This window comes from Allobosea sp. OK403 (genome assembly GCF_900113835.1).
Taxonomy (GTDB): domain Bacteria; phylum Pseudomonadota; class Alphaproteobacteria; order Rhizobiales; family Beijerinckiaceae; genus Allobosea.
The window spans coordinates 89,581-103,016 of sequence record NZ_FOQV01000011.1 but is presented as its reverse complement, the minus strand read 5'-3'; the positions used below and the strand labels follow the sequence as shown (position 1 = coordinate 103,016).

Annotated in this window: 10 protein-coding genes; 5 read left to right on the top strand and 5 right to left on the bottom strand. The window is 67.1% G+C overall.

The features are described 5' to 3' along the window. Positions 1-65: 65 nt before the first annotated feature. Positions 66-1,445 (top strand): TIGR03808 family TAT-translocated repetitive protein, encoded by a 1,380-nt coding sequence (locus BMZ97_RS25790; RefSeq protein WP_175525743.1) that lies wholly within the window; start codon positions 66-68, stop codon positions 1,443-1,445. Positions 1,446-1,903: 458 nt separating this feature from the next. Here the strand turns inward: BMZ97_RS25790 and BMZ97_RS25785 are convergent, their stop codons facing one another. Beyond that, entirely contained in the window at positions 1,904-3,577 is a 1,674-nt protein-coding gene (locus tag BMZ97_RS25785) for a SulP family inorganic anion transporter (protein ID WP_092176662.1), read from the bottom strand. Positions 3,578-3,805: 228 nt separating this feature from the next. Beyond that, complete coding sequence (locus BMZ97_RS25780) at positions 3,806-4,804, bottom strand: asparaginase (protein ID WP_092176659.1); 999 nt, start codon at positions 4,802-4,804, stop codon at positions 3,806-3,808. 185 nt (positions 4,805-4,989) lie between these two features. Here BMZ97_RS25780 and BMZ97_RS25775 point away from each other — a divergent pair, with 185 nt between their 5' ends. Together BMZ97_RS25775 and BMZ97_RS25770 are read left to right on the top strand one after the other, a co-directional pair. Next, positions 4,990-5,829 carry an alpha/beta hydrolase gene (locus BMZ97_RS25775; protein WP_092176657.1) on the top strand — a complete coding sequence of 280 codons (840 nt, stop codon included), beginning with the start codon at positions 4,990-4,992 and terminating at the stop codon, positions 5,827-5,829. A gap of 72 nt (positions 5,830-5,901) precedes the next feature. Then, positions 5,902-6,138, top strand: coding sequence for an Lrp/AsnC ligand binding domain-containing protein (locus BMZ97_RS25770; RefSeq protein ID WP_069690405.1), 237 nt, complete (start codon positions 5,902-5,904; stop codon positions 6,136-6,138). Between the two features lie 29 nt (positions 6,139-6,167). Here the strand turns inward: BMZ97_RS25770 and BMZ97_RS25765 are convergent, their stop codons facing one another. From BMZ97_RS25765 to BMZ97_RS25755, 3 genes are read right to left on the bottom strand one after another with little or no spacing between them, the layout of a single operon-like run. After that, on the bottom strand, positions 6,168-6,554 hold the full coding sequence (locus BMZ97_RS25765) for an LCCL domain-containing protein (RefSeq protein ID WP_092176654.1): 387 nt from the start codon (positions 6,552-6,554) through the stop codon (positions 6,168-6,170). Continuing rightward, positions 6,551-7,810 (bottom strand): vWA domain-containing protein, encoded by a 1,260-nt coding sequence (locus BMZ97_RS25760; RefSeq protein ID WP_175525742.1) that lies wholly within the window; start codon positions 7,808-7,810, stop codon positions 6,551-6,553. Before BMZ97_RS25760 ends, BMZ97_RS25765 begins: the two co-directional genes overlap by 4 nt. Then, positions 7,807-8,841: an AAA family ATPase gene (locus tag BMZ97_RS25755; RefSeq protein ID WP_210188332.1), complete on the bottom strand. Its 1,035-nt coding sequence runs from the start codon at positions 8,839-8,841 to the stop codon at positions 7,807-7,809. The genes BMZ97_RS25760 and BMZ97_RS25755 overlap by 4 nt, the downstream gene beginning before the upstream one ends. Positions 8,842-9,174: 333 nt before the next feature. Here BMZ97_RS25755 and BMZ97_RS25750 point away from each other — a divergent pair, with 333 nt between their 5' ends. Together BMZ97_RS25750 and BMZ97_RS25745 are read left to right on the top strand one after the other, a co-directional pair. Then, a complete protein-coding gene (locus tag BMZ97_RS25750; protein ID WP_092176649.1) occupies positions 9,175-11,478 on the top strand; it encodes an NADP-dependent malic enzyme in 2,304 nt (767 codons plus the stop codon). A gap of 252 nt (positions 11,479-11,730) precedes the next feature. Then, a complete protein-coding gene (locus BMZ97_RS25745; protein ID WP_092176647.1) occupies positions 11,731-13,332 on the top strand; it encodes a peptide ABC transporter substrate-binding protein in 1,602 nt (533 codons plus the stop codon). Positions 13,333-13,436: the final 104 nt, after the last annotated feature.

Here is a 13,436-nt window from a genome sequence, read left to right as displayed (position 1 = left end):
CATCTCAAAGCGGCACAAAGGTCGCGGCACGCCGCTTGAAGCAGCCGGCGCTCACGGAGGCTTCGATGGCTCTATCCCGGCGTTCCCTGCTGGCTGCGGCGCTTTTTGGCACAGGCATGGCCCATGCGCCCGGCGTATCGGCGCAAGCGCCCAAGCGTGCGGCGGGCCCCGCCGCGCTCGGACAGTTCGGCCTGGAGGCGGCGCAGCTCGGCCTGCGCGCGGGTTCGCCGGACGACCAGTCGCGCGCGCTGCAGAACGCCCTGATCGAGGCGGCCAAGCGCGATGCGCCCCTGATCGTCGCGCCGGGCCGATACCGCATCGCCAATGTGACCCTGCCCGAGGGCGCCCGGCTCATGGGCGTCACTGGAGCGACGCAGTTCATGGCCGCGCAGACCGGCCCCATCCTGCTGGCGCGCGGGATCAAGCGCGCCACGCTTATCGGCATCGGGCTCGACGGGCTGGATATCCGCACCGCCCAGCGAGGCGGCCTGCTGAGTGCCGACGAGGTGCTGGATTTCAGCCTGCAGGATTGCGAATTCAGCAATGCCGGCTCGATCGGCCTGAGCCTGAACCGCACGGGTGGCCGCATCCTGGGAAACCGCTTCCGCAACATGCGCGATGCCGCGCTGTTCTCGCTGGATTCGCGCGGGCTCTCGATCGAGCAGAACCAAATCGAGGATTGCGGCAATAACGGCATCCAGCTCTGGCGCAGCCAGCCCAGCGACGACCAGTCGATCATTCGCGGCAACCGCCTCAACCGCATCCGCTCGGATGCCGGCGGCGACGGCCCCAACGGCAACGGCATCAGCCTGTTCAAGGCCGGCGGCGTCATCATCGAGGGCAACAGCCTGCGCGATTGCGCGCTGACCTTCATCCGCAACAATTCCGGCTCGGGCGTGCAGATCATCGGCAATCAGGGCCGCCGCTGCGGCGAGACCGGGCTCTATGCCGAATTCGCCTTCGAGGGCGCGCTCATCACCGGCAACCTCGTCGAGGATTGCGCGCAAGGGATCAGCGTCACCAATCTCGACCATGGCGGCAGGCTCAGCGTCGTCGCCAGCAACATCATCCGCAACGCCCGGAAGGGTTTTGCGCCGAAGGGCAAGGAGCTCATCGGCGGCGCCGGCATTCATGTCGAGGCGGAAACGGCGGTGACCGGCAACGTCATCGAGGACGCCAGCGATATCGGCATCTCGCTCGGCTGGTCCTGGGGCATGCGCAACCTCGTTGCGACCGGCAACATGGTGCGCAAGACCGGCATCGGCATCTCGGTCTCGCTGGTGCCGAAGGAGCGCAACGCGCTGATCGCCAACAACACCATCACCGAGGCGAGGAACGGCGCGGTGGTGGGAACCGAATACGGCCGGGCCGTGACGGGCGATCTGACGAAGACGGCCGATGCCAGAGCCGCCGGCGTCAAGGTGGAGAACAACGCGGTCGGCTGAGGCGAGGCGGCGGCCATCGGCACGGCGCCGTTCCAGTTCGTCATGCTCGCCCTTGTGGCGCGGCTGTCCGGTTGGGGTTTTGTCCCCTGAGTGGATCATGCACAGCTCTCCCCTCGCGCGAGATGACGCGAAGTGCCGGATGAAGGGCGCGGGGAACCCTTCTCCCGTGTGGGAGAAGGGCAGGGATGAGGGCCCGCCGCTGATTATTGAGGCGCGACCGCGCCGCAGCGCCTTCTACTGCAAGGGCACACCCTCACCCCTGCCCCTCTCCCATCCGGGAGAGGGGTTCCCCGCGCTTGCCCGATCCGTCCCCGCCCGCTGGAAAGCCTGCGATGAACGGAGCTTTTCGATCGGGCGCTCGCGGCGAACCGGATAGTCGTGTCGCAGGCCCGACCATGACGGAGAGGCTTCGGGCTCAGGCCTGCTCCGGAATGGCGCCGCGGTTCCTGCCGCAATCATCAGGCGCGAGCCGCGTCCCCTCGAGCGCCGGGTCGCAGCGCCCCGACGGCCTCGTCGACGCTGTGGAAGAGATGGTCCTGGCCGATCGCGGCGACGACGCCGAATTGCTGCAGGGCCTGGCGCGCCCGCACCGATTCGACCCGGGCGATCGCGAAGGCGATGCCCCGATCGCGGCAGACCCCGGCCAGGGCCAGGAGAGACTGGGCGGCGGTGTAGTCGATCGCTGCGATGCCGCCGGCCTCGAGGACAAGGAGCGCCGGGCGCTGGCGCTCAAGCAGGTCCAGCATGCCGCGCTGGAAGCTCTGCGCATTGGCGAAGAGCAGCGGCGCCTGGAAGGCGACGACGAGGACATCGGGAACCAGCTCGGTCTCGCCACCCTCGCCGGGCGGCCACCAGATCGTCGTCCCCGCGATCTTGTTGAATTCGATCGGCTGGCTGCGCGTCGTCATCCAGACACCGTGGATCAATGACAGGCCGACGCCGATGGCAACGCCGGTCTCGATCGGCAAAAGAATGATCGCGAGCGCGGTGAACGCGATCAGGGCGAATTCGCCCGGCGCCTGCCGCGCTATGGTCAGGATTGTGCCCAGCCGGAAGATCCGCTGGGCGACGAAGAGCAGGACGCCCGCCAGCGCCGCCTCGGGCACATGGGCGAGCAGCCTGCCTCCCGCCAGCGCCAAGGCGAGCACCAGGGCTGCCGCCGTCAGCGCGCCGAGCTGGCTGCCACCGCCGCTTTCGACCACGACCGCGGTGCGCGGCGGGCTCGCATTGACGGGAAAGGCGCCCGCCAGCCCGGCGAGCAGATTGGCGGCTCCCAGGCCGAGGAAGTCGCGATCGACATTGGCCTCCCGCCCGTCGGGATCGCGGAAGGAGCGGCTGACGGTTGCCGTCTGCATCATGACGACCAGGCTGATGATCAACGCCAGCGGCAGGAGCTGGCGGAAATCCTCCCAGCCCAGATCCGGGCTGAAGCGCGGCGGCAAGCCCTCGGGCAGGACGCCGAGGACCGCGACTCCACGCGCCTCGAGCCCGAACAGAATCACCGCCATCGTCGCCAGCCCGAGCGCGATCAGCGCGCCCGGCAAGCGCGCCGCGATGCGCTCGCAGACCAGCATGATCGCCAGCACGGAAAGGCCGATCGCCGTCGACACAGGGTTGATCGCGCCGCGTTGCGCATAGATCTCCTGAACCTGCGAGACGAGCTTGTGGCTGCCGCCGGGAAGGCCGAACAGACCAGGCAATTGCGACACCAGGATATGGATCGACACGCCGGCCAGGAAGCCGGTGATGACGGGCGTCGACAGCAAAGCCGCGACCCAGCCGAGCCTGAACACGCCGCTGAGCAGCAGCAGCACGCCGACCAGGAGCGCCAGCGTCGGCGCGGTCTGGCTCAGATTGCCGCCGCTGGCGGCGAGTATGGCGAGCCCCCCGGCGAAGATCGGCGTGATCGTCGAATCCGCGCCGACGGTGAGGAGGCGGCTGGCGCCGAAGACGGCGAAGCCCAGCGTCGCCGCGACGAAAGCGAAGAAGCCGATCTGCGGCTCGAAGCCACCGAGCCGAGCGGTCGCCATCTGCTCGGGAATGGTGATCGCCGCCAGCGTCAGCCCGGCGACGATGTCGCGGCCGAGCCCGGGAGAGCTGGATGCGAAAAGGTGGGTAGCGGTCTTTCGCATGGGCAATGCACCGTGATCAGGTGGCGAGGATCGTCCCGATCAGGCGCGATGGCAATCGGCCGCGTCGTGTTTGTACCGACGACCTACAGCGCTGAGCGATGGCGTTGTCCTCTGCCGTCATTGCGAGCGTAAGCGAAGCAATCCAGAGAGTTGCGCGAGCCCTCCTGGATTGCTTCGTCGCTCACGCTCCTCGCAATGACGGTTCAAGCCAGACGTCCAAATCGTCGCTCAGAAGCCTGCCGCCCTCACCCGCCCGACCTCGATGCCGTTCCAGTTCTTCAGCACGCTTTCGCGCAGTGGCGCGAAGGCTGTCGCCTCAGCCTCGTTCAAGGGCAGGAAGCGCGCGATCAGCGCCGCCATGACGACCTCGGCCGCCCTGCCCGCGCCATCGTCGCATTTCAGCGCGATGCCGTAGCCGAGCTCCGGCAGCGAGCCGCAATAGACGCCCTCCGCGCCCGTCTTGATGAAGGCGCGCTCGCGCAACTGCTCCATCGCGCGGGTGTCGAAACGCCCGGTTCCGGCCACCATGAAGGGATGGGCCGCCACCGCCTTGCGGATGCGGGCCGCCGCCTTGGCGCGCTCGGGGCCCAGGCCATGGCCCGTTCCAAGGCGGGCGAAGCCGAGCGCCAGCGCCTTCAACGGCACGGCGTAGGACGGAATCGAGCAGCCATCCGTGCCCATCCGATCGCTGCTATGCGCTGCGCCGGTGACGCCTTCCAGCGCCCCGCGCACCGCCTGCTGCACGGCATGGCCAGCCCCTACATAGCCGGCCGGATCCTCGTCCAGCCCACAGGCGAGGCAGACGAAGCCGGCATGCTTGCCCGAGCAGTTGTTGTTCAGCGCGCTCGGCTCTGCACCGGCCCTGGCGATGGCGCGGGCGGCGGCCTCGTTCATCGGCCAATGCGCGCCGCATTCCAGGCAGCCGGCATCGCGTCCCGCCTTCCTGAGCATGGCGAGCGAGGTCTCGGCATGGAGCGGCTCGCCGGAATGGGAGGCGACGGCGAGCGCGATCTCCGGCTCGCTCAGGCCGTAGCGGTCGGCCGCGCCGCTCTCGAACAGGGGCAGCGCCTGGATCGCCTTGACGGCCGAGCGCGGGAACACCGGCCGCTCGACATCGCCGGCCGAGAAGACCACGCCGCCATCGGCATCGACCACGATCAGCGCGCCGCGATGGCGCGACTCGACGGTGTTTCCGCGGGTAACCTCGGCGAGAACGGGATTTTCCATGGCAGGCTCCGATATCCGACAGGCCACTATGCGACAGGATCATGCGGCCGGCGCGTGGCCTTGTGGCGTTTGGCGCTCGACCTGTCAAAAGCGATGGCGCAGATTGGCGCGGCCTGCGATGAAAGCGGCGCTCGCCCGCGCCGATCCGGGCTGCAATCAGGAACCAGGAAGCCTTCGAGCCGCTGATGCCAGAGACCGCAACCTCGCCGGACTACGAGACCGAATACAACAACCGCGCCCGCGTGCCCGAGCATCCCGGCATCATCGCCGGCTGGGCCAGCGACGCGGCGGCCTATCGTGAGGTGGCCGTCTGCGAACTCGGCGTGTCCTATGGCGAAAGCGCGCGCCAATATTACGACCTGTTCAAGCCCCAGGCCGTCCGCGGCAACGCCATCGTCATGTTCATCCATGGCGGCTACTGGCAGGCGCTCGATCCGAGCTTCTTCTCGCATATGGCGCGCGGCCTGAACCAGCTCGGCGTGCCGGTCGCGGTCGCGGGCTATGATCTCTGCCCGCAGGTCGAGCTTGGCCACATCGTCTGGGAGATGCAGCAAGCGGCCGCCGCGCTGTGGCGGCGTTTCAACCTGCCCGTCGTTGCGGCCGGTCATTCCGCCGGCGGGCATCTCTCAGCCTGCCTGCTCGCGACCGGCTGGAAGAATGTCGGCTCCGACCTGCCGGAGAAGCTCGTGCCGGCGGCTTATGGCATCTCCGGCCTCTACAATCTGAAGCCGCTGACCGAGACCAGCATCAACGGCGCCCTGAACCTCACCATGGAAGCCGCCGAGCGCGAGAGCCCGCTATTCTGGCCGGCGCCGTCGCGGCTCGCGATGGATGCCGTCGTCGGTGGGGCCGAGAGCGAGGAATATCTCAAGCAGAGCCGCCGCATCGTCGATGTCTGGGGCATCGAGGGCGTGCAGACCCGCTATGGGGAGATCGCTGGGGCCAACCATTTCACCGTGCTCGCCGACCTCGCCGATCCCGCAAGCGCGATGAGCCGCAGGCTCGCCGAACTCGCCGGCGCTTGATTTCGGCGCGGGCGCGGTTCTATCCAGAGACGAAGTTCTATCCAGAGAATCTGTCACGGTTCGGAGCGCGCGATGCAAACCTTCTTCGTCGAGATCAAATGCAAGCTCGGCAAGACCTATGCGGTCGCCAGCGAACTCGCCGACCGAGAGATCGCCTCGGAAATCTACTCGACCGCCGGCAATTACGACATCCTGGCAAAATTCCATGTCGCAGCCGATGTCGATATCGGCCATTTCATCGCCCAGAAGGTGCAGTCGATCCCCGAAATCTCCGACACCCACACGATCATCACCTTCAAGGCGTTTTGAGCGGGCACGCCTGCTCGTTCTCCACCCATTCAGATCACTGAGAGCTGCCACGCATATTGGTAGCTGCCATATTCGGTGCTGGTCACGCCGTAGCGTTCGGTGCCGGGGAATTTGTCCGGCGGCGCCACCACCGTGACCCGGAAGACGCCGGTCTTGCCGGGCTTCAGCAGCCCCATATGCACGGCGGCAGCTCCAAGCGCCGAATCGCCGCTATAGATGTCGGTGCCCCAGAGCTGGCCCTCGACCACGCCCGTGATGCGGAAATAATAGACCGCGCCGACCTTTTCGCAGAGGCCGTGCATGTTCGGCGGCGCCTCGGAGGCGACGGAGTTCTGGTCGAGCAGCCTTTTGAGCTGCCGGCGCGACAGCTTTCCGCGCCGGTCGAAATAGGCGATCAGATCCTGGACGACTTTCATGACATGTCTCCCGGCTGCAGCGTGATGACCCGCCCATAGGGCGGCTGGAAGGTCGAGGAGGGTTTCGGCAGCACCCAGAGCACCGCATAGGGAACGGGCTCGGTCGGGTAGGAGATGTCGCCATCGGTGATGACGACCGCGGCGGTCACGCGCGCATCCTCAGTCAGGGCGGCGAGTGCCGGCGTCAGGTCGCTGCCGCCATAGCCTGAGATCTCGTAAGTCGCGAGCCCGGCGGGCGAGAGGATCTCGTCGGAGGTCACGACCGTGTCGCACTGGACGACGCGGATCTCGTCGACCCCGGCCACATCGCAGAAATCGGCGATGGCGCCGAGCACAAGCGGGATCTCGTCGCCCATCGAGGCGCTGGTGTCGAGGATGACGTTGAGCATCCAGGAATGGCGCTTGCGGCCCGGCATCACGAGATCGGCGCGGTCGTTGCCGCGCCGCGAGGCGCGGGTGAAGGTCCGCTCGCCCGGCGCCGCACCTTCGAGCCAGGTCTGGAGCGCGACATGCCAGGGCGTGCGATAGAGGCCGCGCTGCGCCTGGATCTTCTGCTGCGTGCCGCCCGGCCCGTTGCCGCGCCCACGCATCGCGCCCATCGCCTTGGCGAGCAGCATGCCGCGCCCCGCCAGATCGCGGATCGCCCGGCTGCGCTCGGCCTGGTCGGCCGTGTCCTGCGGGAAGAGCTCGCGCTCGCGCCTGGCGTCGAGCGCATCGCCCATCGTGCCGTCCGGCGCCTGCCGCGCAGCGCCTAGCACCTGCTCGACCGTTGCGATCTGCCCCTCCCAGACCTGCGTGCGGGAGGACATGAATTGGCTGCTGCGGCGCATGTCGAGGACGATCTCCTCGGCCGATTTCTCGCGCGCGCCAGGCATGTCGAGCCCGCCCGCCGGGATCGTCACCGTGCCCAACGCATGCCGCAGCATGTCGTTGATGATGTAGTCATGGGCGTAGTTGAACTCGAGCGCGGCGCTGCCGCGCGCCCGGTCATGGGTGCGCAGCGCCAGATGCAGGAGCTCGTGGGCGAGCACGAAGACGAGATCGTCCGCCGAGAGCCGCGCGGTGAAGGAGGGGTTCACCAGCATCCGGCCCGACGCGAAGACGCCCATGGTCGGCACGCGCGCATCGATCTCGACGCGCACCGCCGCCGCGAGGCCCGAGAGATGCGGGAACGGGGCCGTGACCAGCCGCAAGCCCTTCGCGATCCGCGCCCGGGTGGCGCGTTCGTCGAGAGGCCCCTCCGGAGCGCCGTTCATGTCGCCGCGACCTTGCGCAGGAGATCGTGCATGGCGCGGTCGGCCCCGAGCGCCCCCCATGTCTCGACCATGTCGTTGAGCAGGAGGAGCTGATGCTCGCTGGAGAGGGCGCGCAGGAAGCGGTTGACGACGGGCGGCCTGATGCCATCAGCCCGGCCGTCGCGGACGAACTGGCGGATGCAGTCGAGGATGAACCAGCGCGCGGAATCGCCCTTGGGCAGAAGCTCCGGCTTGCGCAGATACTCCTCCAGCGGCCGCACGGCGCCGATCGAATCCTCCGCCAGCGCGCAGAACACCACCGCATCCTCCGGCGAGAGCCGCCCGAAGGCGAGCGCCCGGCGCGTCTCGTTGCTGAGCAGGCCGGCCTTCTGGGCCATGTCGAGCGCACGCGACAGCAGCGCCCAGGCGCGTGGCGTCGAGAACGGCATCGGCTCGGCCGGCACCGGGCGCATCAGGGCGTCGGGAATCGTCGCAATGAAGCTGCGGATCTCGGCTCGGACGCCGGCGCGCTGCGCCCAGGCGAGCCATTCCGCGACATCGACCCGCAATTGCAGGATGGTGACGCGGTTGACCAGGGCCGAGCTCATCGCCCGCACCAGAGCGCGGTCCTGCAGGCGGTTGCCCGCCGCGACCACCCAGGTGCCCTTCGGCAGGGCATGCTCGCCGAGCCGGCGCTCGAGCAGGAGCGAATAGAACGCCTTTTGGACGTCGGGCGAGCAGGCCGGCAATTCATCGAGGAACAGGCAGAACGGTTCGGGCTTCTCCGGCAGCAGGACCCGCGGCGGGCAGAAGACCGAGCGCTCGCCGATGATGCGCGGAATGCCGCTCACATCCTCGGGAGCGATCTGCGTGCCGAGCAGCGAACGGCAAGGCAGGCCAGCCTCGCGCGCCGCCTCATAGACCAGCTCGGATTTGCCCAAACCAGGGGCCGAGAGCAGCAGAAAGCTCTGCTCATGAGCCATGCACTGGATCAGTTGCTTGGCTTGACGCAGCGTGACGACTTCGTCGAACGCCGATCGCATCGCGTCCATCATCCCCTCCCAAGAATAACCGGCAGGAATAGCCGGCCAATGACCGAGCGCCGGGCATGTGGGAACGATAATTCAGCGCTGCCATGGCGCTCCAAGGGCATTATTTTTTCGCGATGTTGGCCCTGTTAAGCCGCCATTCATGCTGCGCTGACGGCGGGCTTCCACGCTGCATTCGCAGGTGGGCTTGCAAGTGGACTCGTAGCTGGGCTCGGTGCCGAATTCGAAGAATTTGCCTCAGTGCGAGCCCTTCATCTCCTGCCCGCGCTTGACGCCGCCCCTTTTCCGCGCGACCCCGTTGGCTCGGGTTGACGGCGATATGAAGGAAGCGTGGGGATGGCCAAGAGTACCTTGTCGGCGGATATGCGCTCGGGCGCGCTCGTCTACCATCGCAGCCCACGCCCCGGTAAGATTGAAATCCAGGCGACCAAGCCGCTCGGCAACCAGCGCGATCTGGCGCTGGCCTATTCGCCCGGCGTCGCCGCCGCCTGCGAGGCGATCGTCGACGATCCCAGCCAGGCCGCAGAACTGACCTCGCGCCAGAACCTCGTCGCCGTCATCACCAACGGCACCGCCGTGCTCGGCCTCGGCGACATTGGGCCCCTCGCCTCCAAGCCGGTGATGGAGGGCAAGGCGGTCCTGTTCAAGAAATTCGCCGGAATCGACTGCTTCGACATCGAGGTCGAGCAGAAGAACATCGAGAAATTCGTCGAGGTCGTCGCGGCGCTGGAGCCGACCTTCGGCGGCATCAATCTCGAGGACATCAAGGGTCCCGAATGCTTCGAGATCGAGGAGCAGCTCAAGGCCCGGATGCAGATCCCGGTCTTCCATGACGACCAGCACGGCACGGCGATCATCGTCAGCGCGGCGGTCCTGAACGGGCTCGATCTCTCCGGCAAGCATATCGGCGATGTCAAGATCGTCGTCTCCGGCGCGGGCGCCGCCGCGCTTGCCTGCCTCAACCTGCTGGTCTCGCTCGGGGCCCAGCGCCGGAATATCTGGGTCACCGACCTCGAAGGCGTGGTCCATAAGGGCCGCAACACGCTGATGGATCGCTGGAAGGAGATCTATGCGCAGGAGACCGACGCCCGCACGCTGGCCGAGGTCATCGGCGGCGCCGACATCTTCCTCGGCCTCTCGGCCGCGGGCGTGCTCAAGCCCGAGATGGCCAAGCAGATGGCCGCCAAGCCCCTGATCCTGGCGCTCGCCAACCCCAACCCCGAGATCACGCCGGAGGACGCGCTCGCCGTGCGACCGGACGCAATGATCTGCACCGGGCGCTCGGACTATCCGAACCAGGTCAACAACGTCCTGTGCTTTCCCTATATCTTCCGCGGCGCGCTCGATGTGCAGGCGACGACGATCAACGAGGCGATGAAGCTCGCAGCCGTGCGTGCCATTGCCGCGCTCGCCCGCGAGGCGACATCGGACATCGCGGCGCGCGCCTATGGCGGCGAGGCCTCGACTTTTGGTGCGACCTCGCTGATCCCCAACCCCTTCGATCCGCGCCTGATCCTGCGCATCGCGCCCGCCGTCGCCGAGGCCGCGATGGCGACTGGCGTGGCGCGCAAGCCGCTCGAGGATGTCGAGGCCTATCGCGAGGACCTGTCGCGCTTCGTCTTCCGCTCCGGCTTCATCATGAAGCCGCTCTTCGCCCAGGCGAAGGCCGACCCCAAGCGCGTGATCTATGCCGAGGGCGAGGATGAGCGCGTGCTGCGCGCCGCCCAGGTCGCGCTCGAGGAAGGGCTCGCGATCCCGATCCTGATCGGCCGCCCGAGCGTGATCGAGACGCGCATCGAGCGCTTCGGCCTGTCGATCAAGCCCGGCCGGGATTTCGAACTGATCAATCCGGAGGACGATCCGCGCTATCGCGACTACGTCCAGACCTATCTCGACATCGCCGGCCGGCGCGGCATCACGCCCGATGCCGCCCGCTCGCTGGTGCGCACCAACAACACGGTCATCGCGGCTCTCGCCGTGGCGCGCGGCGAGGCCGACGCCATGATCGCCGGGCTGGAGGGACGCTATCTCTCGCGGCTGCGGCACATCAAGGACATCATCGGCCTGCAGCCCGGCGTCTGCGACATCTCGGCGATGACTTTGATCATTACCAACAAGGGCGCCTTCTTCCTGGCCGACACCCATGTGAAGGCCGATCCGACCGCCGAGGAGATCGCCGACATGACGGTTCTCGCGGCGAGCCATGTCGCGCGCTTCGGCATTGAGCCCAAGATCGCCTTGCTGTCGCATTCGGATTTCGGCGCTGCCGACACGCCCTCCTCGCTCAAGATGCGAAAGGCGCTCGGCCTGATCCGCGAGCGTGCGCCGGAGCTGGAATGCGATGGCGAGATGGAGGCCGACACCGCACTCGTCGCCATGGTGCGCGAGCGCGTGCTGCCCTCGTCGCGCCTGAAGGGCGTGGCCAACGTCCTGATCTTCCCCAATCTCGACGCCGCCAACATCGCCTATCAATTCGCCAAGGTGCTGGCGGATGCGCTGCCGGTCGGGCCGATCCTGATCGGCGCGGCCAAGCCCGCCCATATCCTCACCGGCTCGGTGACGGCGCGCGGCGTCGTCAACATGACGGCGCTGGCGGTGGTCGAGGCGCAGGAGCGGGCGGCGGCCGCAGTGGCTGGCTAAACGCGTCATTGCGAGCGCAGCGAAGCAATCCAGGGGCCGTCGAGCGAGACCTCCTGGATTGCTTCGTCGCTCGCGCTCCTCGCAATGACGGCTCTTCGCTTCGCGAAGCTCCGGAATGACGGCAGTGGCTCCAATTCAACCCGTCGGTCTCCAAGGCCTGTTTTTCCGCCTTGGCAGGCGCCGAAAGCCGGGCTCTACTTCCCCCACGATGTCTGTGCGCCGCAGAGTCGGCCACCGCCAGGGGAGGCTTCCATGTTCGACGTCACGCGCCGCGCCGCGCCCTTCCTGCTTGCCGCAGCTCTCGCCATCTCCGGCGCGGCGACGGCCGCGGCGCAGGTGGTCTTTCACCGTGGCAATGACGGAGACCCCGAGACGCTCGACGCCCACAAGACCTCGACGGTCACCGAAGCGCATCTGCTGCGGGACCTCTCCGAGGGGCTGGTCATCCACAATATGAAGGGCGAGGTCGTGCCCGGCGTCGCCGAGAGCTGGACGATGTCGCCGGACGGCAAGACCTATCTCTTCAAGCTGCGCGACACGGCGAAATGGTCGAATGGCGACCCGGTCACTGCGTCTGATTTCGTGTTCTCGCTGCGGCGGATGGTGAACCCCGAAACCGGGGCGAAATACGCCAATATCCTCTATCCGCTCCTCAATGCCGAGAAGATCAACAAGGCCACCGCCGGCACCAGGCTCGACGATCTCGGCGTGAAGGCAATCGACGAGCACACGCTCGAACTCAAGCTGGAGCGGCCGACGCCCTATCTGCTGGAACTGCTGACGCATCAGACCGGGCTGCCGGTCCATCCGGCCTCTGTCGCGAAGTTCGGCAACGATTTCGTCAAGCCGGAGAACTGGGTCTCGAACGGCGCCTATGTGCTGAAGGAGTTCGTACCGAACTCCCATATCCGGCTCGACAAGAACAAGGCCTTCCACGACGCCGCCAACGTCAAGATCGACACGGTGATCTACTACCCCTCCTCGGATCTGGCCGCCGCCGCGCGCCGCTTCCAGGCCGGCGAACTGCACCTGACGACCGACATCCCGGCCGACCAGATCAAGCAATTGCGCGAGAAGCTCGGCGACCAGGTCAAGGTCGGGCCGTATCTGGGCACCTATTTCCTGATCATCAACAGCGCCAAGAAGCCCTTCGACGATGTCCGCGTGCGCCGGGCGCTGTCACTGGTGATCGACCGCGAATTCATCGCCGACGAGATCTGGAGCGGCACGATGCTGCCGGCCTATGGCGTGATCCCGCCCAATATCGGCAATTACGGCGAGCGCGCCGAGGCCGATTTCAAGAACGCCTCGCCGCTCGACCGCGAGGACGAGGCGAAGAAGCTGCTCGCCGCCGCTGGCTTCGGCCCCGGAGTGCCGCTCAAGGTCCAGCTGCGCTACAACACCACCGACAATAACCGCCGCACCATGATCGCCATCGCCGAGCAGTGGAAGGCGATCGGCGTCGAGACCTCCTTCATCAACACCGACGGCAAGACGCATTTCGCCTTCCTGCGCGATGGCGGTGATTTCGACGTCGCCCGCTATGGCTGGATCGGCGATTATTCCGACCCGCAGAACTTCCTCTTCCTGTTCCAGAGCGACAATACCGGCTTCAATTCGGGCAAATACGACAACCCGACCTTCGACAAGCTGATGAAGACCGCCGCCGACGAGGTCGACCTCGTCAAGCGCGCCGCGATCCTGCGCGAGGCCGACGCGATCCTGGCCGCCGACGTGCCCTGGATCCCGATCCTGTATTATTCGACCAAGAACCTGGTCTCGCCCAAGCTGGTCGGCTTCGAGCAAAACCTGCGCGGGGCGATCCCGACGCGGTTCCTGAGCTTGAGACCTTGAATCTTGCTGTCATTCCGGGGCGCGCCAAAGGCGCGAACCCGGAACCCACGACTGGACGGGCGATTGCGACTGGTTTGGGCGCAAGTCTCACCCGGTCGTGGGTT